Raw genomic sequence first — 22,057 nt, forward strand, 5'->3', positions numbered from 1 at the left:
TAGAGTTACGGTTTTACCACAACACTATTGAAGAAATTGACTACATTTACCTATGGCAATTAAAAATTTACTCTCTGTAGACGCATTAAATATTTCATTTTTTAAGGATAAAATTGAAAAGGAAATCATTAAGAATATTTCATTTAAAATTCAACCCAATGAAATTGTAGCAGTTGTAGGTGAATCTGGTTCTGGCAAATCTATTTCTTCACTTGCATTAATGGGTTTATTACCTAAGCAGATTTCTAAAATTACTTCTGGATCTATTTTATTTGAAGGCAAAGACTTAGTTAAGTATTCCGAAAAAGAATTTCAAAACTTAAGAGGAAAAGATATTGCTATGATTTTTCAAGAACCAATGAGTTCTTTAAATCCTTCAATGACATGTGGTAAACAAGTTGAAGAAATTTTAAAACAACATTTTAAATTATCGGCTTCAGAAATTAAATCTGAGGTTTTAAGTCTCTTCGACAAAGTAAAATTGCCAAATCCAGAACGAATTTATAAAGTCTATCCGCATGAAATATCTGGTGGACAAAAACAACGCGTAATGATTGCTATGGCTATTGCCTGTAAACCAAAATTACTCATTGCAGATGAGCCAACAACGGCTTTAGATGTAACCGTACAAAAAGAAATTTTAGAGTTGTTAAAGACCATACAAACAGAAACTAAAATGAGTGTGCTGTTTATTTCGCATGATTTGTCTTTAGTTTCAGAATTAGCCAACAGAGTTTTGGTAATGTATAAAGGTAAAATTGTAGAACAAGGCACAACAGAAGAAATATTCAACAGACCAAAACATAATTACACCAAAGCTTTAATTGGAGCAAGACCTTCTACTGATTATCGATTGAAACAATTACCAACCATTTCTGACTTTATGAATAATAGTGTTAGCGCTACAATTATTTCTGATACAGAACGAGAAGCAAATCATAAAAACCTCTACAACCAAACCCCTTTATTAGAGCTTATTGATGTAGAAAAAACCTATCTCTCAAAAACAGGTTGGTTTTCTGAAGATTTAAAATTTAATGCTGTTGATGGTGTAAGTTTTAAAGTTTATCCTGGTGAAACCTTAGGTTTAGTCGGTGAGTCTGGCTGTGGAAAATCTACCTTAGGCAATGCCATTTTACAATTAGACAAGGCCACTTCTGGACAAATTTTATACAAAGGAAATAATATTACCCATTTAACTAGGTCACAAATACGATTGCTAAGGAAAGAGATTCAAATAATTTTTCAAGACCCTTTTGCCTCCTTAAATCCAAGATTAACCGTAGGAAATGCTATACTAGAACCTATGAAAGTCCATAATATTGGGACTTCGAACAACTTAAGAAAAGAAAAAGTAATTGATATTTTAGAAAAAGTAGGTTTAGACGCTTCTGCATTTAACCGTTATCCGCATGAGTTTTCTGGTGGACAACGACAACGTATTGGTATTGCAAGAACTATTGCTTTAGAACCTCAGCTTATTGTTTGTGATGAATCTGTTTCTGCTTTAGACATCTCTGTACAAGCACAGGTTTTAAATTTATTAAATGATTTAAAAACAAAATTTGGATTTACCTATATATTTATTTCTCACGATTTAGCCGTTGTAAAATATATGGCAGACCAATTATTAGTAATGAATAAAGGAAAAATTGAAGAAATTGGAGATGCCGACCATATCTATGCATCACCTAAAAAAGATTACACAAAAAAGCTTATTCATGCCATCCCGAAAGGATTATAGCATGAATACTTTTTTGGCTAATTTTAAAACATTTGAGACTAATTCAAAAGTGTTTTCTAAAATTGAAAATTCTTCAACTTCATCAAAAGTAGGTTCTTGTGGATTTGAATTCATTTTCATAATTCTTGGTAGATTTGGGACAAAAAGGTAAATTAATTTGGGTTAATTTATTCGTTTTGTTTGGGACTGCAATATGGAAATTATTTTCAATTAATCGGGTTAAATACACTATTAATCGATGAAATACATATATTTTTAACATTTTAACACTTCGCTCAAGAAATTACGCACAAAAAAGTCGCTAAATTTAGCGACTCTCATTTTTATGATAAGTGAAATTAGATACTCATTTCTGGTACTTCGGCTTTAATTATTAAATCACCTTCAGTAGCTTTTATAATATCATCTACAGAAACACCTGGAGCACGCTCTAAAAGTTCAAAACCTTTTGGTGTTACTTCTAAAACAGCCATATTAGTCACAATTTTCTTTACACAACCAACACCGGTTAACGGTAAAGAACACTTTTTTAATAATTTGGACGCACCTGCTCTGTTAGTATGCATCATGGCTACAATGATATTCTCTGCACTTGCCACTAAATCCATAGCGCCTCCCATGCCTTTTACCATTTTACCAGGAATTTTCCAGTTAGCAATATCTCCATTTTCAGAAACTTCCATTGCACCTAATATGGTTAAATCTACGTGTTGTCCTCTTATCATAGAAAAACTCATAGCCGAATCAAAAAATGATGCGCCTGGCAATGTTGTAATGGTTTGTTTTCCTGCATTAATAATATCAGCATCTTCTTCGCCTTCAAAAGGAAATGGTCCCATACCTAAAACGCCATTTTCACTTTGAAATTCAACTTCAATATCATCTCTTACAAAATTGGCAACTAAAGTTGGAATTCCTATTCCTAAATTAACATAGTAACCGTCTTTTACTTCTTGTGCGATACGTTTCGCTATTCCGTTTTTATCTAACATATCTAGGCTTTTTGTCTTACAGTTCGTTGTTCTATTCGTTTTTCAAAATGTGCACCTTTAAAAATACGTTGTACAAATATGCCTGGAATATGTATTTCATTAGGATCTAATGTTCCTACAGGTAGTAATTCTTCAACCTCAACAACAGTAATTTTTGCAGCACCACACATATTAGGATTAAAATTTCTTGCTGTGCCTTTAAAAATTAAATTACCGGCAGCATCACCTTTCCATGCTTTAATAAATGCAAAGTCTGCTTTAAATGCATACTCTAAGACATGCATTTTTCCATCAAATTCTCTAACCTCTTTTCCTTCTGCAACTTCTGTTCCGTAGCCAGCAGGTGTGTAGAATGCAGGAAAACCAGCTTGTGCTGCTCTACAACGTTCTGCTAATGTACCTTGGGGTATTAATTCTACATCTAATTCTCCAGACAGCATTTGACGCTCAAACTCATCGTTTTCGCCAACGTAAGAAGACACCATTTTTTTTATTTGCTTTTGTTGTAATAACAAACCTAGACCAAAGTCATCTACACCTGCATTATTAGAGATACAGGTTAATCCTTTTAGATTAAGTTTTACGAGTTGGGCTATCGCGTTTTCTGGAATACCAGATAGACCAAAACCACCAAACATAAAGGTCATGTTATCAGAAACACCTTTAAGTGCATCAGCAACATTCTCTACTTTTTTGTTAATCATATTGTTTAAAAATTTAGCTTTTTAAAAATACGAAACTAAGTAGTTACTTTATAATTTAATAGAATTAAAAATGGTTTGACTATTATAAGGCTATTAGAAATCTACTTCTATCTCATCTTCTGCACCCAACGTTCCACCTATATCACCTTCATCTCTGGCTTCGCAATCGATATCTATATTTAATTCTGATGGTTTTTCAAATTTACCATCTGAAACATCTAAAGTTTTATCTGCGTAACAAGCTTTCATGTATAATCCCCAAATTGGTAGTGCCATTGATGCTCCTTGTCCATAATGAATTGATTTAAAGTGAGCAGCTCTATCTTCTGCACCTACCCAAACACCTGTAACTAAATTAGGTACCATTCCCATAAACCAACCATCACTTTGGTTTTGGGTAGTTCCTGTTTTACCAGCAATAGGGTTTTTTAATTCGTATGGATAACCTGTCATAACTTCTTTATAAACCGATGATTTTGCTAACCAATCTGAATTGTGTCTAAGGCGTTTACCAGAACCTGCTTGTGTTACACCTTCCATTAGGTTAACCGTAACATAAGCGACCTCTTCACTTAAAACATCTTTACTTTCTGGTTTAAATTGATACAACACAGTACCATTTTTATCCTCAATACGTGTTACCATAACGGGTTTATTGTAAACGCCTTTATTAGCAAAGGTTGAATAAGCCGCAACCATTTCGTAAATACTAATATCTGGTGTACCCAAGGCAATTGCAGGAACAGGTAAAATCTCGGAGGTAATTCCTAATTTTTTTGCCATTTCTACTACAGGTTGTGGGCCAATTTCATTCATTAGCCTTGCTGTAACCGTGTTAGTTGAACTCGCTAATGCATCTTTAAGGGTTTGCTTACCAGAATATTTACCATCAGAATTTTTAACAGTCCAAGGTTCTGGGTTACCAAATTTATTAGCCTCTATTGTGATTTGTGTTCTAGGAAAAGAGTCGCAAGGCGAAAATTGTAATTGATCTATAGCTGTAGCATAAACAAAAGGCTTAAAGGTAGATCCCACTTGACGTTTTCCTTGTTTCACCATATCGTACTGAAAATGCTTGTAATTCATGCCTCCAACCCAAGCTTTTACATGCCCTGTAAGTGGATCCATAGACATCATTCCTGGTCGTAGAAAGGATTTATAATAACGCATGGAATCTATAGGCTTCATAATGGTATCTACCTCACCAGGTTTGCCATTAATCCATTTAAACACCTTCATTGCCGTAGGTTTTTGAAATGACGCTCTAATTTCTTTATCCGATTTGCCTTGATTTTTAAGAATTCTCCAACGTTCACCACGCTTCATTCCGTCATTCATTAACTTAGTTTCTTCAGCTTTAGTTAAATCTAAAAATGGTGCTGTTTTATTTCTATCTGGTGTGTTTTGGTTATCAAACTCTGCTTGCAATCTGGGCATGTGCTGAGCAATAGCATCTTCTGCGTATTGCTGCATACGAGAATCTATAGTTGTATACACTTTTAATCCATCACTATAAATGTCGTATTTACTACCATCTGGCTTTTTATTCTCTTCTTTGTTTGTCCATTCCTTCATGAAACTTCTAAGGTATTCTCTAAAATAAGTTGCAATACCTTCACGATGAGATTCTGGTGAATAATTTAAATCTAGCTCTGTATTTTGTAATGAATCCTTAATTGATTCGGATAGTTTATCATATTTCGACATTTGCGCTAAAACGACATTTCTCCGATTCTTCGTTCCAACAGGGTTTTTATGTGCTCTTGGATTATATAAGGACGGATTTTTTAACATACCAACAATCATTGCTGACTCCTTTATATCTAATTCCATAGGTTCTTTACCAAAGTAAATTCTTGCCGCACTTCTTATTCCATCAGCATTATTATTGAAATCTACAATATTTAAGTACTGTGCTATAATTTCTTCTTTTGTGTATTGACGCTCTAATCGAATCGCTATAATCCATTCTCTTACTTTTTGCGAAAGACGTTCTATTATATTTTTAGAAACTTTTTTTGTAAATAAATTTTTGGCCAATTGTTGAGTTATTGTACTTGCTCCCCCTCCACTTCCTAATTTAGAAATAGCCCTTAAAGTCCCTCTTCCATCAATACCTGAATGTTCATAAAAACGAACATCTTCAGTAGCTATTAATGCATCTATTATATTTTGAGGTAATTCATCATAATCTACAGGTGTTCTATTATCATTAAAATAAAACTTACCTAAGGTTTGATTATCCGAAGAAATAATTTCTGTAGCCAAATTCGTTTCAGGGTTCTCTAATTTAGTGTGGTCTGGCATTTCACCTAAAAATCCCCAAGACGCAAATAGAAAAAGTAAAACGTTAGCTATAATTCCACATAAAAAAAGAATCCAAAACCAACGTATGTATTTTGTGAAATCTAAAGTCTCTTTTTTAGACTGAGTTATTTTCTTTTTTGCCATATTTATTAATTTTGAGCCTGTTCTACTCTAAATCCTATATCTGTAATTCCCTTTAAATTCTTCACACCATTAACTTCGCCGTTATTTCTCATGGCATGTTGAATATTCACGGTATAATCGCCTTCTTCTGTAAATTTAAATGGCTCTTTATAACCTCTATACCACAATTTATTTTCTTTTACATCTGAAAAACCTGTTCCTAAAAGTTCTCCATTTGGTGCTGCCATTTTATATTCTAAAGTGTCTTTTACAGCCTTACCATTAGGATAATTTAACTCTACCAATAGAAATAAATTGCTAAACTTATAAGCGTCTGTATTTCTTAAATTAACATACAGATTATATGTGCTAATGGTGTCTGGAGCTTTAAATTTAAAGCTAGCTATTGAGTCTTTATTCCATTGATTTGGTAGAGATTTATACTCGTCAAAAACAGCTTTAGAGTCACAACTTGTTATAAAAACACAACAGATTAAAGCTTTAACAAAAGTGTTAGTCTTTTTTAGCATTAGTTTTAGCATTTGTTTTGGCTTTTTGCTTTTGATTACGGTTTCGATTGTGAGATTTATTTTTAGAATTGTTATTATTACTACTCTTGTTATTATTCTTATTGTTGTGGTTTCGGTTTTTGTTATTTCTATTATTCCTATTGTTTTTACGTTTCTTTTTAGGTTTTGGACTATCAAAGCGCGTTAAACTATCTTGACCAACAACGTTTTCAAATTCATTTTTAGTATCTTGTATATGCTCTACAGAATATTCTTCTAAACTGGCAACTTTTTCTCTTTTCTTGTTTTTTTCTATAATCTCATTGGCTTGCTCTGTAGTAATAATATGCCAATTCATCCATTCACCTTCATAAGCATACCACATTAGACCTTTAAAAATATCGGTCTTTTGGCATACCGCAGTTCCTTTTGCTGTATATAATTTAACATCAGATTTTGGAAACGCTTTTAAGGCGTCTAAATACGCATCTAGCTCATAATTAAGACAGCATTTTAGTTTACCACATTGACCCGCAAGCTTTAATGGATTTAGAGATAATTGTTGGTAACGCGCTGCAGAGGTACTCACGGATCTAAAGTCGGTTAACCATGTAGAACAACACAATTCTCTACCACAAGAACCAATACCACCAAGTCTAGCCGCTTCTTGTCTAAAGCCAACTTGTTTCATCTCAATTCGCGTTCTAAACTCGCGCGCAAAGACCTTAATTAATTCTCTAAAATCTACACGTTCTTCTGCTGTGTAATAAAAAGTAGCTTTACTGCCATCTCCTTGAAATTCAATATCTGAAATTTTCATTTTCAGGTTTAAATCTATAGCAAACTGACGTGCTTTTACCTTCATTGGCTCCTCCTTATCTCTGGCAGCAGACCAAATATCAATATCTTTTTGTGATGCTTTTCGGTATATTTTTAAAACATTTTCAGCGTCGTCTAGTTTTACTTTTTTTCGCTTCATTTGCACACGTACTAACTCACCAGTAAGTGTAACCATACCAATATCGTGACCAGATTTTGCCTGTGTTGCCACAATATCTCCTATACTTAATGTAAGATTTTCAGTGTTTTTATAATAGTGTTTTCTACCGTTTTTAAAACGTACTTCTACACCTATAAACGGTTTTTGTCCGTTTGGAAGTGACATGTTTGCTAACCAATCAAAAACCGTGAGTTTATTACAGCTGTCTGTGCCGCAAGTCCCATTGTTTTTGCATCCTTTTGGTTGGCCATCTTCTCCAGTTGCGCAACTGTTACAAGCCATAAAAATTTTATATATTAAATCTAGAGTCTTTAAAAAACTAGATATAGGATTCGTAAATAATTAATGAGTAAAGATAAGATTATTTCTTTAGCTTACTAAAACTCAATTTTTATTGTTTTTAATATGAATCAGAAAACGCTTTTAATTTATGCTTCTTTTACTAAATGTTTTTTACAGAAATAATTTTTACCGGACAAGCTTTAGATGCATTTTCGCAAGGCTCTAAAATTTCATAATCTTTAGATTTTAAGGTGAAAAACCCTTTTTTTTCTTCGGAATGAAGCAAAACAGATTTTCCGTCTTTTTTTGACATTTGAAACTGATTTGGCGCTAATTCTACACAGTAATTACAACCAATACACTTGTTTCGTTGAAGCGTAATTACAACCATTAGGCTTCAACTTTATTTTCAACAATTTTATACAACTTATCTGATGGCCTAATTCTAAAATCTAATGGAATTGTAATTGAATCTCCCTTAGTGCCTTTTAATAATTTTTCATCATTAACCAACATTTCCTTGAGTTGAAATTCTTTTGCTCCTGTTGTTGGACCTGTTATTAAGATTGTATCATCTATTGAAATATCATAGGCTTCTATTTTAAACTCGCCAATTTTTGCTTTTGGATAAAAGTGAACGCCTTTACCGATATACACTTTTTTCTGCGTAGCATGGCTACCAGAACCTTTACTCCATTCTCCTAACTTCTGACCTAAATAATAACCGCTCCAAAAACCACGATTATAGACCTTTTCTAATTCTTGCATCCAAGTAATCACTTGCTCTTTAGAATAAGTATCGTTAGCGATACTATCAATAGCTTCTCTATAACATTTTATAACCTTGGCAACATATTCTGGTGCACGACCTCTACCTTCAATTTTTAAAACTTTTATGCCAGCGTCTGCAACTTGGTCTAAAAAATCTATAGTACATAAATCTTTTGGCGACATAATGTACTCATTGTCTAATTCCATTTCTACACCAGTTTCTTGATCAATAACGGTGTATTTTTTTCTGCAGTTTTGTTTACAAGCGCCTCTATTTGCAGATGAATTATGCGCGTGTAAACTCATATAACATTTACCAGAAACCGCCATACAAAGTGCTCCATGACCAAATATTTCAATTTCAACTAATCTTCCAGATGGCCCTTTTATTTGTTCCTTTTCAATTTGCTCTGTAATATGTTTTACTTGACGTAAACTTAATTCTCTACTTAATACCATAGTATCAGCAAATAGCGCATAAAATTTTACGGTTTCAATATTGGTAATATTTATTTGCGTAGAGATATGCACTTCCATATTGTGTTCTCTCGCTACAGCAATTACCGCTTGATCCATTGCTATTACAGCAGTAACATTAGACTCTTTTGCTTGCTTTATCAATGTTTTTACAACTGATAAATCGTGATCGTAAATTATGGTATTTAAGGTAAGGTAGGTTCTTACCTTTTTAGCTTCGCATCGTTTAACTATTTCTGGTAAATCTTCTAAAGTGAAGTTAATTGTAGCTCTGGCTCTCATATTGAGTTGCTCTACGCCAAAGTAAATTGAATCTGCACCATTATCTAAGGCTGCCTGTAAGGATTCAAAATTACCTGCAGGTGCCATTAACTCTATCTTTTGCATAACTAATTAGATAGTGTTAGTCTTCATGGTTTCAAAAATATTACGCAAGTCCTTTTTATAAGGTAAATGATCTGCGCGTCCTTTTTTGAATATATCATTACTATTACCCTGTCCTTTTCTTAAGGCTTTTTGTTCTTCGTATGGTAATCTATTAATTTCCATACAGTTGGTTGAACAGCAATTTTCCATTTTTTCTTTACACGAGTCGCATTGTATAAATAATAAATGACAGGCTTCATTGGCGCAATTGGTATGCAAATCTGCTGGCTCACCACATTGATGGCAATTGGCAATAACATCATCTGAAATTCGTTCAGAACGACGTTGGTCAAAAACAAAATTCTTACCTAAAAATTTGTTTTCTAAACCTTCAGCTTCAATTTGACGTACATAATTAATAATACCACCTTCTAGCTGAAATACATTTTTGAAGCCCTTGTGTTTGTAATATGCACTTGCTTTTTCGCAACGAATTCCACCTGTACAATACATTACCAATTTCTTGTCTTCTTTGTGTTCTCTTAAATCTTCTTCAATTAAATCTAAAGATTCTCTAAAAGTATCAACATCTGGAGTAATAGCATTTTTAAAATGCCCTATTTCGCTTTCGTAATGATTTCTCATATCTACTAAAACCGTGTCTGGGTCTTCAATGAGTTCGTTAAATTTTTCGGCATTAACATGTACGCCTTTATTTGTTACATCAAAAGACGCATCGTTTAATCCATCTGCGACTATTTTGTTACGCACTTTTACTTTCAGCTTTAAAAAAGAAAAATTATCATGCTCAACAGCAATATTTAATCTTACATTTTCTAAAAACGAAATAGTATCTAAATGATTTTTAAAAGGTTCAAAATTTTCGGCTGGCACAGAGAGTTGCGCGTTAATACCTTCGGTAGCTACATAGATTCTGCCTAAGACATCTAACGCATCCCAAGCTAAAAATAGGTGGTTTCTAAAAATTTCGGTATTGTTAATTTTGGCGTACTTGTAGAAAGAGATTGTTAAGCGTTCTTTACCTGCTTGTTCAATAAGTTCTGCTCTTTCTTTAGCACTTAAATTATTGTACAGTTGCATGCTATACTAATTTTAAGGTTAAAGAATATTTTTATAAAAGACACAAGACTGCTTCGCTTTAAGAACGAAGAAACAAGACTTAATTACAATAATTCTTATTTTTATATCACATTAAAAAATGTAACTCTTCGCTATATAATCTTATGTATATTAAGGGCAAAGGTATTGTTTTTACTCAAAAGTGAACAACTATGTACAAAAAAAAGCACTTTGAGATATTCAAAGTGCTTTTTAGATTAACTACTAACTTAAAACTAAAATATTAATCTACATCGGCTTTACAATTATTGAGGAATTCACAATAACTGAAACACCTAATGTTTTTGTAATACGTTTAAAAGGAGTGCTTAAGTTCGTTTAACTTGCCACCTCTTTTTAATAGTATTCATAGCAATTTTTTCCTTTTTCATTTAGTAGATGTAAAAAGTGCAAAAGGGTTGCGTTAAAAATTGAAAAAAAATAATTTCTTTAACAGTAATTTTAAAACGAGAAATGAAATAAATAAAATAAGCCGTATTTTTGAAGTCAGATTAATTCAGAAAAAAAAGAACAAATGAGTAGCGAAAAAGATGCAAAATTAAAAGCTTTAAAATTAACTTTAGATAAGTTAGATAAGGCTTACGGAAAAGGAACGGTAATGAAAATGAGCGATCAAGCTGTAGTTGATGTAGAAGCTATATCTTCTGGCTCATTAGGTTTAGATATTGCATTAGGCGTTGGTGGTTACCCTAGAGGACGTGTCATTGAAATATATGGACCAGAATCATCTGGTAAAACAACTCTAACATTACATGCTATTGCAGAAGCACAAAAAGCAGGTGGAATTGCTGCTTTTATTGATGCAGAGCATGCTTTTGACCGTTTTTATGCCGAAAAACTAAACGTTGATATAGATAATTTAATTATTTCACAGCCAGACAATGGTGAGCAGGCTTTAGAGATTGCAGATAATTTAATTAGATCTGGAGCTATTGACATTGTAGTGGTGGATTCTGTTGCTGCCTTAACACCTAAAAGTGAAATTGAAGGTGAAATGGGAGATTCCAAAATGGGTTTACATGCGCGTTTAATGTCTCAAGCCCTTAGAAAATTAACATCTTCTATTAGCAAAACTAATTGTACTGTTATATTTATTAACCAATTACGTGAAAAAATTGGTGTAATGTTTGGTAACCCAGAAACAACAACTGGTGGTAATGCCTTAAAATTCTATGCTTCGGTCCGTTTAGATATAAGACGATCTACTCAAATAAAAGATAGCAATGGTGATGTTATGGGTAACAAAACCCGAGTTAAAGTTGTTAAAAACAAAGTGGCACCACCTTTTAGACTTGCAGAATTTGATATTATGTATGGTGCAGGTGTTTCTAAAGTTGGTGAAATACTAGATTTAGCAGTAGAACATGATATTGTTAAAAAAAGCGGTTCTTGGTTTAGTTATGGCGATACAAAACTTGGGCAAGGAAGAGATGCTGTTAAACTTTTAATACAAGATAATCCTGATTTAATGGATGAATTAGAGGAAAAAGTAAGGACACTGATTAACGAGTCTGAATAGTACAAATTAAAAAAATCCTGAAATTCAGGATTTTTTTAGTTTTTAGACGCAACCCTTTTACACTTTTTGCATCTATATATTGAAATTGATTATAATTAATTATGAAAAAATTTGCCCTATTAGCAGTTATATTCATTTTAACCTTTACCTCTTGTAGCTTAGATGACACTGTAAATGACAGCTTTATATTAGAAGTATTACCTATAGAGAGCGTTGAGATGCCAGAATATTTTGTACATGGAGAAACCTATGAAATATTTGTAACATATACCAAACCTAACTCTTGTTATTATTTCAATGACTTCATTTACGAAATTGACGGCCACGAAAGGACCATTGCTGTAGTAAATACTGTTTATGAAACTAACACTTTAAATTGTGAAGGTGATCCAGAACAAGTCTCTGTAAATTTTGACTTTACAGTATCTGGTACAGAAACATACCTATTTAAATTTTATCAAGGAGAAGATAATTATGGAGAAGACCAATATTATTTAGTAGAAGTACCTGTTATGGATGAAAGACAATTTTCTGACCAACCAGCAAAAGACTAATTATTAATTAATTCCCAGAATCATGTGAGTTTAAATCTACTCATAAAAAATTGTATTGAACGTGATGCTAAAGCACAAAGCCAATTATACAAGCAGTATGCCAGTAAATTATTTTCGCTTTGTCTTAAGTATTCAAAAAATTATGCAGAAGCAGAAGATAATTTGCACGATGCATTTATAACTATTTTCAACAAAATAGACCAATACAATAAAAAAGGTTCTTTTGAAGGCTGGTTAAAGCGCATTGCAATTAATACATCATTACAACGTTACAGAGAAAATGTTGGCGTTTATGATATTATTAATGAGGGTAATATAGAAGACGTATCAGTAGATATAAATGAAGATGATGTAAGTATAGAGTACTTACTGCAAATTATACAAGAGTTACCAGATAGGTATAGATTAATATTTAATTTGTATGTATTAGATGGTTATTCTCATGTTGAAATTAGTGAATTAATTAATATTTCAACCGGAACATCTAAATCTAACTTAGCAAGAGCGAGGTTAATTTTAAGAGACAAAATTAAAGAATATAACGCGAATTTAAATTCGCAGACTATATAATGAAAGAGAAGAAGAATATAGATAGACTTTTTCAAGAAAAGTTTAAAGATTTTGAAGCAGTACCAAATGATGCTGTTTGGGAGCGCATAAGCGAAAATCTACCAAAGAAAAAGAAAAAGCGTAGAGTAATTGCACTTTGGTGGCAACTAGGTGGTGTTGCTGCTGCTATTGCTATTATGCTAACTGTTGGTGTTTCTGTGTTTAATAATAAAGGTATTGATTCTGAAAATTTACCAATAGTAGATACAGATAACACAAAGACTAACTCAAAACCTAACAATGCTAGTGATTCTTCAACATTAAAACAAAAGGAATTAAATAGCAGTAAAAAGTTTAACACTTCGGTTGCTGACACAAACAATGAAACAGAAAATGAATTAAATGTAAATGATTTTACAAATAAAGAACCTTATAAAAAAGCTGGTTCTAACCCATTACCATCAAATCAATATTCAAATAATAGGTTTAATTCAGTTGTAGCTGATTCAGACAAAAATAAAGCGTCTGTTAATACAGTTCAAAAGCAAAATCAATTTTCTACAATTACAAACAAAGAAAAGAATAGTAAAGTAGCCAATGAAAAGACATCAAATTCAACTTTAAAATCAGAAAATAAAGCACAACTTAAATCTGAAGTTAAAAGAAAATCTGCTATTAAAAACGCAATAAATAATAATGAAACAGTTGTTGCAGAGAATGAGATTTTAAAAGAATCTAATAAAAATTCAAGCTTAGAAACAGAAAATAAAACTCAGCTAAAATCTGATGCCGAAAGAAAATCTGCAATTAAAAATGCAATTAATAGAAATGAAACGGCAGTTGTAGAAAACAATACGTCTAAGAGCTCAAAAGAACATTCAGATTCAATTAATGAAACCAAACCTGAAGATTCTGTAAAAACAGTAAATGAATTAATTGAAGATTCAACAAAAGAATCGATAGAAAAAGCTATAGCAGAAAATACTGAAACTATTATTGAAGAAGAAGAGGATAACCAAAGCAGGTGGAGCATTGCACCCAATGTTGCGCCTGTTTATTTTAATTCTTTAGGTAAAGGGTCTTCTTTAGACAAACAATTTAACGACAACGAAAAAAGCAGTGATGTTAATATGAGTTATGGAATTGCTGGTAGTTATAATATTTCTAAAAAATTAAAAATTAGAGCTGGTATTAATAGTTTAAGCTTAAACCAAGCCACTTCAGACGTGTATGCATTTACAGGAGCAGAAACCGCTGCAAGAGGTGTAGATGCTGAGTTTAGAAACATTACATTTAATGGTAATGAGCAGCATGTATCACTAATGAGTACTACTATGCTGAACAGATCTTCTACTCCAGAATTATTCAACACTAAATCTGCAGGAATAATTGATCAAAAATTTAGTTTTATTGAAATTCCGTTAGAATTGGAATATCGTGTGTTAGATAAAAAATTTGGAATAAACGTTATTGGAGGATTTAGCACTTTCTTTTTAAGTAATAATGAAATTTATGCAGATGTTAATGGATCTAGCACTTTAATAGGTGAAGCTAATAATATTAATGATACTAGTTTTAGTGCCAATTTTGGTTTAGGCATGGATTATAGTTTATCTAAACAATGGAATATAAATTTAGAACCGACATTTAAATATCAGATTAATACATTTAATAATACTACGGGAGATTTTAAACCTTTCTTTATTGGTGTATATACAGGCTTAAGTTATAAGTTTTAGGTTAGGTTATTGCAACAAAAAAGCTTTGATGAATGCAAATGCAATACTTATAAAAGCTACTCTTGGTTAGGGTAGCTTTTTTTATGCCTTAACTGTAGAATTCAACTCTTTAAAGATTAAAGATCTAGTTTGCTCATTTAAAGATTTAGTATCTTGTATAGTTAAACCTTCTGTAGAAATAAATTTATGAATCTTAGCACGCATTTTTCCTGGACTTCCGCTAAAAAACGTATAAGAAAAACGCTTTTTATTATCATAAAAAGTTAGAGGTACAACAGGTATTTGATGGTTAATAGCTAAACGAAATGCACCATCTTTAAAGCTATCTAATAAGATATGCTCTTCTGGGACACCGCCTTCTGGAAATATACAAATACTAACCCCTTGTTTTAAACGTCTTTGTGCTCTTAAAAAAACAGCCTGTCTACTTTTAGCACTACTTCTATCTACCAAAATACAAGTGCGTTTATAGAAGAATCCAAACAACGGAATTTTAGCTAATTCTTGCTTTCCCACAAATACAAATGGATTTTTCACGGCAACTAACATTAACATAATATCTGCCATAGACGTATGGTTAGCAACAAACATATAGCTTTTATTAGGATCTGGAATTTCTTCTCTTTTTATTTTATAACCAAAACCCATGCCTATTAAAATAAACTTAGACCAAATACGAGCCAATTTAAAAAAGAGCGGATACCATTGCTCTCTTGAAATGGAAATTATAAGAATAGGAAACATTATAATAATCGGTAAAGCTACTAAAATGTAGAACCAAATACGATATATAACCCAAAATGGATATTTAAAAATTGCCATGGTACCAAAACTAACTATTTAAATTAAATCACCTCTTAAAGTTGACCTAAAAAATTTACCTTTGTGCTTTGTTTAATTTATAAAAAAGATTCCCACTTTTGTGGGAAGTAAGCATGGCAAGAATATTAACAGGCGTACAAAGTACAGGAACTCCGCATTTAGGAAATATATTAGGTGCAATTTTACCAGCAATAGAAATGGCAAACGATGCCAAAAACGATTCGTTTTTGTTTATTGCCAATCTACATACGTTAACCCAAATCAAAGATGCTAAAGAATTAAGAAATCACACATACTCAGTTGCTGCCACTTGGTTAGCTTGTGGTTTAGATATAGAGAAAACTGTATTTTATAGACAAAGCGATATTCCACAAGTAACAGAATTATCTTGGTATTTAAGCTGTTTCTTTCCTTACCAACGTTTAACCTTAGCACATGGCTTTAAAGATAAAGCAGATCGCTTAGCAGATGTAAACTCGGGTTTGTTTACGTACCCAATGTTAATGGCTGCAGATATTTTGCTGTATGATGCAGAAATTATTCCGGTAGGAAAAGACCAATTGCAACATATTGAAATGACTCGAGATGTTGCCTCTCGTTTTCACGCAAAAATGGGTGAAGCTTTTGTATTACCAGAAGGTAAAATACAAGAAAATGGTATGCTAATTCCTGGCACAGATGGTGAAAAAATGAGTAAAAGTAGAGACAACTTTATCAATATCTTTTTACCCGAAAAAAAATTACGCAAAAAAATAATGTCTATTGAAACTGATAGTACGCCTCTTGAAGAGCCTAAAGATTGGGCAACTTGTAACTGTTTTGCTATTTACAGTTTATTAGCTTCTGATAACCAAATAGCAGAAATGAAAGCTAATTATGAAGGTGGAAATTATGGTTATGGACATGCCAAACAAGCCTTATATGAGTTGATTTTAGAGCGTTTCTCTAAGCAAAGAGAACGTTATACTTATTACATGGATAATCTTGAAGAAGTTGATGCCGCGTTAGCAAAAGGTGCTGAAAAAGCTAAATTAGTTGCGGATGCCGTTTTACGACGTGTAAGAGAAAAGGTTGGGTATTAATATTAGTAAACTACTTTAGGTTTATCTTTTTTTATACATTTTAAATAACCTCAAACAACTTACCAGGTAAAGGTCTAACCAAACCTTTCAATTCCATATTAAGTAAAATGCCAGCAATTTTATACGTTGGCATTTTACATTTAATAGCAATGACGTCTAACATTTCTCTGTTATTATCCTTTAAAAAATTATAAATAATCTTTTCATCGGGCTCTAGCTCTACAAATAATTGTTGCTGTACTGCTGGTTTTTTATCTATCTCTAATTCCCAATTAAGCATATACGGTACATCTAAAGGATTAGATAATAAATGAGCTTTCTGAAATTTTATTAGATTATTACAACCAATACTTTGGCTATCTGTAGTTCTTCCTGGCACTGCAAACACCTCTCTGTTATAAGAATTAGCGATGTCCGCTGTTACCAAACTCCCACCTTTTTCTGCAGATTCTATAACTATAGTAGCTTCGCTAAGACCAGCGATTATTCGGTTTCGTTTTAAAAAATTATTTCTATCAAAATTATCAGAACTCCAAAAATCGGTATAAAACCCACCATGATTTTCTATTTCTGCTACATACTTTTTATGTACTTTAGGGTAAATTTGATTGAGTCCATGCGCTAAACAACCTATTGTTTGTAAATTATGCTTTACAGCAGCTCTTTGAGCCGTAATATCTGTTCCGTAAGCAAAGCCCGAAACAATAATAGGATTAAACTCCGCTAACGTTTCTACAAGTTTTTCGCAAAAAGCAACTCCACTCGTTGTAATTTTCCGAGTACCAACTATACTAATTATTCGTTGCTGTTTTATATTAATGTTTCCGGATTGAAATAATACAATTGGTCCATCAATACAATGCTTTAAACGTTCTGGATAAGTATCTTCTGTATAATAATGTGTTATAATATTATTATCTCTAATAAATTTTAATTCGTGCTCAGCTTCTTCTAAATGTATTTTATCAAAAAGCCCTTGTATTGTAATAGTACCAATACCGTCTATTTTTAAAAGTGTAGAAGCCTTTTCTTTTAAAACTGCTTCTGCAGAACCACAGTGATTAATTAACTTTTTAGCCGTTGTTGCTCCAATTTTTGGAACGTGTTGCAATGCTAAAGCGTAAATAAGTTGCTGGTCTGTCATTAATTAGAATTCTTTAGCGTGTAATTTAACGAAATACTTCTCAAGATAAAAGAAGGTTTTTCTTATTTTTATAACATAAAAAATAACCTATGATAACGCGCTCAATATTTATATTTATTTATATGCTTTCTTTTATCGCTGCAGCGCAGAATTCAAAATTTAAAAATATTGAGGGCTCCGTAACACTAAAACCAACTATAACTTTAATAGATTTAAATGAATTTTCATTAATCAAAAATGATAACTCTTCAAGATTAAACACTTTTAATTATTCTGAAAAATTGAATACTCAACTTGTGGGACTAAAATTTGATATGGCGAAAATTGAAATCATGAGAGATGGCTTTATTGTATTTTCTTCCAAAGACCTAAAAAGAAGTTTCTTTAGAGACTTTAATATTACATATAGACGCGCAGAACTGAAACGTTTACTGCCAAAAATCCCTGATTATAGCAATTATGACCCTCGCAATAATCTATAAAAAAATATCAATTTATGTAAATATTTTATATGGAATTCTTACAGAATCAATCATATAGAGAATATTTTTTTTCGATGTTAATAACTAAATCTCACTTAATGTCTTTCAGATATAAAAATTTTTAACTTTGCCTTAATATGCAGTTAGAAACTTACATTAGCGACCTTTTATACCGATACGAGTGTGTTACTGTTCCTGGTTTTGGAGCTTTTTTAACACAACGTGTTTCGGCCAAAGTACATGAAACTACAAACACATTTTATCCGCCCAAAAAAGCACTGTCTTTTAATGAGCAATTACAACAAAATGATGGTTTGTTGGCTAATTATATCGCTGAGGTAGAAAAATTGCCATATACAACGGCTTTAAACAACCTCTCTAACAAAATAAAATCTCTAAAGACATTATTAGCTGACGGTGAAACTATTCAGCTTAAAAATATTGGAGAATTGGTATTGAATGCCGATGGAAAAATTGAATTTGATCCATCACGTCATATTAACTATCTCACAGATTCTTTTGGGTTATCTCATTTTACATCTAAAGATGTTGATCGTGAAATTCATTTAAAAAATGTTGAAAATATAGAAGTGCATGCTCCTATAATTTTGACTCCAGAAAAACGAGCTAACCGTAATTGGATTAAATATGCTGCCGCAGCTGTATTTGTATTAGGTATAGGAGGCTTTGGTGTTGCTACGTATTACAATAACAACACAATTAAAAACCAAAATCAAATTGCTCAAGAAAAGGCTAACGCACAATTAGATGCTAAAGTACAAGAAGCAACTTTTGTGATTAGTAACCCGTTACCTGCTGCAACATTGAGCTTAGAGAAACAAAGTGGAAACTACCATATTGTTGCTGGTGCGTTTAGAGTTGAGGCTAATTCTGATAAAAAAGTTAATCAACTTAAAAATAGAGGTTATAAGGCACGAACAATTGGTGTAAATCGTTATGGTTTGCATGAGGTTGTTTACGGAAGCTATAACTCTAGAGAGGAAGCACAAGAAGAACTTTTTAAGATTCGTCGTGAGCATAATCCTGATGCGTGGTTGTTAATTAAGAAACTACAGTAAACTGTTTATTTCTCTAAACTTTCTTTTTTCTAATATTAGACGGCGCATTGCAAAATCATTCTATATTTGCACAAAATTTAAATTTTTATGCAATCTAGAACCGCTTCTCAGTCTAAAACAATAGTTACCGATCTTGTTTTACCTAGCGAAACCAATCCTTTAAATAATTTATTTGGTGGTGAACTTTTAGCTCGTATGGATCGTGCAGCTAGTATCTCTGCCAGAAGACACTCTAGACGTATCGTTGTAACAGCTTCTGTAAATCATGTAGCCTTTAACCGATCAGTACCATTAGGAAGTTTGGTAATGATAGAAGCTAAAGTATCTAGAGCATTCTCTTCTTCTATGGAAGTTTATATGGACGTTTGGATAGAAGACAGAGAGTCTGGTGAATGCATTAAAGCTAATGAAGCAATCTATACCTTTGTAGCCGTTGATGAAACCGGAAGACCAGTAAAAGTGCCAGAATTGGTGCCTGAAACAGAATTAGAAAAGCAACGTTTTGATGCAGCCTTAAGACGTAAACAATTAAGTTTATTATTAGCGGGTAAAATGAAACCTGCTGACGCTACAGAACTGAAAGCACTTTTTGATTAGTATTTAGCTAACCAAGGCTCTGGATTAAGAACTTGGTCGTTTTTATAAATTCTAAAACCAAGTAGTGATTCTCCAGACGATTTATTAGAGAAAACCTTTCCTATAACCTGACCTGTGACAACTTTATCACCTTTCTTTACATTAACTTCAGAAAGATTCATATAAACACTAAAATAACTACCGTGCCTAACCAATATAGTAGGATTACCACGTTTCATTACATGAATTTGAGCTACAACACCATTAAAAACAGCTTTCACTTCTGAGTTGGTATCCGTAGCGATATAAATACTCTTATAGTTTTGAGTAATAGAATTATCTGTTAAAGAACGTCTTTTACCAAATTTACCCTTAATGACACCTCTAGCAACAGGCCAACCAAGTTTTCCTCGATTAGATTCAAAATTAGCAGATAATTTTTTTGCTTCTGGCGTTAAAACAAATTTACCTTTAGTTGTTGTTTTACCAGAATTCTTATTAGACGCAGCAATAGTCTCTTTAATCAATCGATCAATTTCTTTGTCTAAACGAGCTGCTTCTTGCTTTTTCTTTTTAATCTGAGCGGCAAACTTTCCCATTTCAGATTTTATAGAAGCCATTAAAGTTTCACGCTCTTTTAATTCGTTTTCTAATTGACGTTTGGCAATTCGGTTTTCTTCAATTAGCTTCTGTTTATCTTCCTTTTGCTTAGACAATTCAACATTTAATTGTTCTAATTCTTTAGTTTTAGTTTTTATAGCTTCGCCTTGCTCCTTTTGGTAATTAGAATATTGCTTAATGTATTGCAATCGTTTATAGGCTTGTTGAAAATTACTAGAAGACAGCAAAAACATCACTTTGCTTTGCTCAGATTTACTTTTATAAGATTTTACTACCATAGCAGCATAATCATCTTTAAGCTCTTTTAATTGCGTTTTTAGGCTTGCAATTTCGTTTTGGTTGTTATTGATTTCTCTAGTCAGTAAATTAGCTTGCTCGTTAGTTATTCTAATTAAATTTTTACGAACACTTACTTTATAATTTATGTCTTCTATTAAAGTAATCGCTGATTTTTGCTCTTTCTTTTTAGTAAACAACAAAGCATTAATTTGCTTCATTTCCTTTAAAACCTGCTGACGTTGCGCTTCTAATTTTTTTTGCTTATCACTTTGTGCAAAACCTGCTGTAGTAGACATTAAAAACCCTAACAGAAACAAAATACATGTTAGTTTTTTTACGCTATTTTTAATATAAAATTTCTCGTGAATCATACTTCATTGTGTCTTTAAGACAACCAATTATTTTATAACAATTTCTTTATAACCTGAAGGAATTTTAAAAGGAAACCTTACTTCGTCATTCAAAGATACAGATTTAATCGCCATAGCAACAGCAACCTCATCACTATCGTCCACAGCAATAATTCTAATATTTTTAGGAATGATTTGTTTATCTACTTCCTGATAAGATGCATAATCTACTTGAAGCATTCGTCTTTTTTGTTGTTGCTGTAATTGTAAGCTATCCATTTTAAAATGCGACGGATTTATTAAATAAAACAATTCCATAAGCGCAGCTTGGTCTTTTGGGCTTATAGCATAAGAATTACCACTTAAAGCAACTTGATGAGGTTGTGCTTTAAGATCATAAATTGCTTCGCCTAAAAGGATGCTTTGCACTTTCATAAAATCTAAATCTATACCTGCTACATCACTTAAAAGTTTGTAGTCGCCATCAAAATATTCGTTATCTAGCTTATTGTAAAACTTTACTTTATCTGGTGTAATCATCATACGTGCCATACCTAAAACAGACTCACTTAGCCAAATTACTTTATCTTTTTCTATGCGAAGTGTAAAACCAGCACCTTGGGTTTTATCGTTTTGGGTAATGTCTATTTTAACTCTCGCTTTAAGAGTTTTAAACGCTGTACTATTTTTTTCGTGTTGTTTGATTACTTGTTTTGCAGAAAGCTTATCACTTGCTTCACCAGAAGCGATAACATTTTTAGCAGAATTACAACTAAACGTAAAAAGAATAAGCAATATGCCAACACTCATTTTTACATTTTTATAGGCTTGAGATAACTTCATTTA

At 32.2% G+C, this 22,057-nt stretch carries 22 protein-coding genes; 9 read left to right on the forward strand and 13 right to left on the reverse strand.

Translation table 11 applies throughout. The features are described 5' to 3' along the window. The first annotated feature begins 52 nt into the window (after positions 1–52). Positions 53–1,744 carry an ABC transporter ATP-binding protein gene (locus tag GN138_RS11155; protein WP_157364082.1) on the forward strand — a complete coding sequence of 564 codons (1,692 nt, stop codon included), beginning with the start codon at positions 53–55 and terminating at the stop codon, positions 1,742–1,744. Here GN138_RS11155 and GN138_RS16250 read toward each other — a convergent pair. The 9 genes from GN138_RS16250 to trhO all read right to left on the reverse strand — a co-directional run bounded on the left by GN138_RS16250 (position 1,739) and on the right by trhO (position 10,376). Then, positions 1,739–1,864: a hypothetical protein gene (locus GN138_RS16250; RefSeq protein ID WP_262884649.1), complete on the reverse strand. Its 126-nt coding sequence runs from the start codon at positions 1,862–1,864 to the stop codon at positions 1,739–1,741. The genes GN138_RS11155 and GN138_RS16250 overlap by 6 nt on opposite strands. Positions 1,865–2,082: 218 nt before the next feature. Then, positions 2,083–2,736, reverse strand: coding sequence for a CoA transferase subunit B (locus GN138_RS11160; protein WP_157364083.1), 654 nt, complete (start codon positions 2,734–2,736; stop codon positions 2,083–2,085). A 2-nt stretch (positions 2,737–2,738) separates the two neighbouring features. After that, a complete protein-coding gene (locus tag GN138_RS11165; protein ID WP_157364084.1) occupies positions 2,739–3,440 on the reverse strand; it encodes a CoA transferase subunit A in 702 nt (233 codons plus the stop codon). 93 nt (positions 3,441–3,533) lie between these two features. After that, a complete protein-coding gene (locus GN138_RS11170; RefSeq protein ID WP_157364085.1) occupies positions 3,534–5,891 on the reverse strand; it encodes a penicillin-binding protein 1A in 2,358 nt (785 codons plus the stop codon). Between the two features lie 5 nt (positions 5,892–5,896). Continuing rightward, positions 5,897–6,400 carry a gliding motility lipoprotein GldH gene (locus GN138_RS11175; RefSeq protein WP_157364086.1) on the reverse strand — a complete coding sequence of 168 codons (504 nt, stop codon included), beginning with the start codon at positions 6,398–6,400 and terminating at the stop codon, positions 5,897–5,899. Next, complete coding sequence (locus GN138_RS11180) at positions 6,384–7,661, reverse strand: PSP1 domain-containing protein (protein WP_157364087.1); 1,278 nt, start codon at positions 7,659–7,661, stop codon at positions 6,384–6,386. The genes GN138_RS11175 and GN138_RS11180 overlap by 17 nt, the downstream gene beginning before the upstream one ends. Positions 7,662–7,821: 160 nt before the next feature. Continuing rightward, entirely contained in the window at positions 7,822–8,052 is a 231-nt protein-coding gene (locus tag GN138_RS11185; RefSeq protein ID WP_157364088.1) for a ferredoxin, read from the reverse strand. After that, entirely contained in the window at positions 8,052–9,296 is a 1,245-nt protein-coding gene (locus tag GN138_RS11190) for a peptidase U32 family protein (protein ID WP_157364089.1), read from the reverse strand. The genes GN138_RS11185 and GN138_RS11190 overlap by 1 nt, the downstream gene beginning before the upstream one ends. Before the next feature lie 6 nt (positions 9,297–9,302). Further along, the gene (trhO, locus tag GN138_RS11195; protein ID WP_157364090.1) at positions 9,303–10,376 is read right to left on the reverse strand and encodes an oxygen-dependent tRNA uridine(34) hydroxylase TrhO; all 1,074 of its coding nucleotides are present in this window, start codon (positions 10,374–10,376) and stop codon (positions 9,303–9,305) included. A 553-nt stretch (positions 10,377–10,929) separates the two neighbouring features. On the opposite strand from trhO, the gene recA reads away from it, so the two are divergent. The 4 genes from recA (at position 10,930) to GN138_RS11215 (ending at position 14,776) form a co-directional block, all read left to right on the forward strand. Then, entirely contained in the window at positions 10,930–11,934 is a 1,005-nt protein-coding gene (gene recA / locus GN138_RS11200; protein WP_157364091.1) for a recombinase RecA, read from the forward strand. A gap of 101 nt (positions 11,935–12,035) precedes the next feature. After that, the gene (locus GN138_RS11205) at positions 12,036–12,488 is read left to right on the forward strand and encodes a hypothetical protein (protein ID WP_157364092.1); all 453 of its coding nucleotides are present in this window, start codon (positions 12,036–12,038) and stop codon (positions 12,486–12,488) included. Between the two features lie 24 nt (positions 12,489–12,512). After that, on the forward strand, positions 12,513–13,058 hold the full coding sequence (locus GN138_RS11210; protein ID WP_317162743.1) for an RNA polymerase sigma factor: 546 nt from the start codon (positions 12,513–12,515) through the stop codon (positions 13,056–13,058). Next, the gene (locus tag GN138_RS11215; RefSeq protein ID WP_157364093.1) at positions 13,058–14,776 is read left to right on the forward strand and encodes a hypothetical protein; all 1,719 of its coding nucleotides are present in this window, start codon (positions 13,058–13,060) and stop codon (positions 14,774–14,776) included. Before GN138_RS11210 ends, GN138_RS11215 begins: the two co-directional genes overlap by 1 nt. 81 nt (positions 14,777–14,857) lie before the next feature. On the opposite strand, the gene GN138_RS11220 is transcribed toward GN138_RS11215, so the two are convergent. After that, a complete protein-coding gene (locus GN138_RS11220) occupies positions 14,858–15,598 on the reverse strand; it encodes a lysophospholipid acyltransferase family protein (protein WP_157364094.1) in 741 nt (246 codons plus the stop codon). 113 nt (positions 15,599–15,711) lie between these two features. Between GN138_RS11220 and trpS the strand changes: the two genes are divergently transcribed. Next, positions 15,712–16,680: a tryptophan--tRNA ligase gene (trpS, locus tag GN138_RS11225; RefSeq protein WP_157364095.1), complete on the forward strand. Its 969-nt coding sequence runs from the start codon at positions 15,712–15,714 to the stop codon at positions 16,678–16,680. Positions 16,681–16,720: 40 nt separating this feature from the next. Here trpS and dprA read toward each other — a convergent pair whose 3' ends face one another. Next, positions 16,721–17,824: a DNA-processing protein DprA gene (gene dprA / locus GN138_RS11230; RefSeq protein ID WP_157364096.1), complete on the reverse strand. Its 1,104-nt coding sequence runs from the start codon at positions 17,822–17,824 to the stop codon at positions 16,721–16,723. A 122-nt stretch (positions 17,825–17,946) separates the two neighbouring features. Here dprA and GN138_RS11235 point away from each other — a divergent pair, with 122 nt between their 5' ends. From GN138_RS11235 to GN138_RS11245, 3 genes are all read left to right on the forward strand, one after another. Further along, positions 17,947–18,306 carry a hypothetical protein gene (locus GN138_RS11235; protein ID WP_157364097.1) on the forward strand — a complete coding sequence of 120 codons (360 nt, stop codon included), beginning with the start codon at positions 17,947–17,949 and terminating at the stop codon, positions 18,304–18,306. 137 nt (positions 18,307–18,443) lie between these two features. Further along, positions 18,444–19,385: an HU domain-containing protein gene (locus GN138_RS11240; protein WP_157364098.1), complete on the forward strand. Its 942-nt coding sequence runs from the start codon at positions 18,444–18,446 to the stop codon at positions 19,383–19,385. Positions 19,386–19,472: 87 nt separating this feature from the next. After that, on the forward strand, positions 19,473–19,982 hold the full coding sequence (locus GN138_RS11245) for an acyl-CoA thioesterase (RefSeq protein ID WP_157364099.1): 510 nt from the start codon (positions 19,473–19,475) through the stop codon (positions 19,980–19,982). Here GN138_RS11245 and GN138_RS11250 read toward each other — a convergent pair. Continuing rightward, complete coding sequence (locus GN138_RS11250; protein ID WP_157364100.1) at positions 19,979–21,232, reverse strand: murein hydrolase activator EnvC family protein; 1,254 nt, start codon at positions 21,230–21,232, stop codon at positions 19,979–19,981. The genes GN138_RS11245 and GN138_RS11250 overlap by 4 nt on opposite strands. A gap of 27 nt (positions 21,233–21,259) precedes the next feature. Next, positions 21,260–22,054 carry a DUF4292 domain-containing protein gene (locus tag GN138_RS11255; protein WP_157364101.1) on the reverse strand — a complete coding sequence of 265 codons (795 nt, stop codon included), beginning with the start codon at positions 22,052–22,054 and terminating at the stop codon, positions 21,260–21,262. Positions 22,055–22,057: the final 3 nt, after the last annotated feature.

The sequence above is a fragment of the Winogradskyella endarachnes genome (assembly GCF_009741275.1).
GTDB lineage: Bacteria > Bacteroidota > Bacteroidia > Flavobacteriales > Flavobacteriaceae > Winogradskyella > Winogradskyella endarachnes.

Bases quoted from the DNA above. Each gene is read 5' to 3' on its own strand.
- GN138_RS11215 (WP_157364093.1), top strand. From the start codon at position 13,058: ATGAAAGAGAAGAAGAATATAGATAGACTTTTTCAAGAAAAGTTTAAA.
- GN138_RS11240 (WP_157364098.1), top strand. From the start codon at position 18,444: ATGCAGTTAGAAACTTACATTAGCGACCTTTTATACCGATACGAGTGT.
- GN138_RS11250 (WP_157364100.1), bottom strand. From the start codon at position 21,232: ATGATTCACGAGAAATTTTATATTAAAAATAGCGTAAAAAAACTAACA.
- GN138_RS11190 (WP_157364089.1), bottom strand. From the start codon at position 9,296: ATGCAAAAGATAGAGTTAATGGCACCTGCAGGTAATTTTGAATCCTTA.
- GN138_RS11255 (WP_157364101.1), bottom strand. From the start codon at position 22,054: ATGAAGTTATCTCAAGCCTATAAAAATGTAAAAATGAGTGTTGGCATA.
- trpS (WP_157364095.1), top strand. From the start codon at position 15,712: ATGGCAAGAATATTAACAGGCGTACAAAGTACAGGAACTCCGCATTTA.
- GN138_RS11235 (WP_157364097.1), top strand. From the start codon at position 17,947: ATGCTTTCTTTTATCGCTGCAGCGCAGAATTCAAAATTTAAAAATATT.
- GN138_RS11175 (WP_157364086.1), bottom strand. From the start codon at position 6,400: ATGCTAAAAAAGACTAACACTTTTGTTAAAGCTTTAATCTGTTGTGTT.
- GN138_RS11180 (WP_157364087.1), bottom strand. From the start codon at position 7,661: ATGGCTTGTAACAGTTGCGCAACTGGAGAAGATGGCCAACCAAAAGGA.
- GN138_RS11160 (WP_157364083.1), bottom strand. From the start codon at position 2,736: ATGTTAGATAAAAACGGAATAGCGAAACGTATCGCACAAGAAGTAAAA.
- GN138_RS11165 (WP_157364084.1), bottom strand. From the start codon at position 3,440: ATGATTAACAAAAAAGTAGAGAATGTTGCTGATGCACTTAAAGGTGTT.
- GN138_RS11205 (WP_157364092.1), top strand. From the start codon at position 12,036: ATGAAAAAATTTGCCCTATTAGCAGTTATATTCATTTTAACCTTTACC.
- GN138_RS11155 (WP_157364082.1), top strand. From the start codon at position 53: ATGGCAATTAAAAATTTACTCTCTGTAGACGCATTAAATATTTCATTT.
- GN138_RS11220 (WP_157364094.1), bottom strand. From the start codon at position 15,598: ATGGCAATTTTTAAATATCCATTTTGGGTTATATATCGTATTTGGTTC.
- recA (WP_157364091.1), top strand. From the start codon at position 10,930: ATGAGTAGCGAAAAAGATGCAAAATTAAAAGCTTTAAAATTAACTTTA.
- GN138_RS11245 (WP_157364099.1), top strand. From the start codon at position 19,473: ATGCAATCTAGAACCGCTTCTCAGTCTAAAACAATAGTTACCGATCTT.
- GN138_RS11185 (WP_157364088.1), bottom strand. From the start codon at position 8,052: ATGGTTGTAATTACGCTTCAACGAAACAAGTGTATTGGTTGTAATTAC.
- GN138_RS11170 (WP_157364085.1), bottom strand. From the start codon at position 5,891: ATGGCAAAAAAGAAAATAACTCAGTCTAAAAAAGAGACTTTAGATTTC.
- dprA (WP_157364096.1), bottom strand. From the start codon at position 17,824: ATGACAGACCAGCAACTTATTTACGCTTTAGCATTGCAACACGTTCCA.
- GN138_RS16250 (WP_262884649.1), bottom strand. From the start codon at position 1,864: ATGAAAATGAATTCAAATCCACAAGAACCTACTTTTGATGAAGTTGAA.
- trhO (WP_157364090.1), bottom strand. From the start codon at position 10,376: ATGCAACTGTACAATAATTTAAGTGCTAAAGAAAGAGCAGAACTTATT.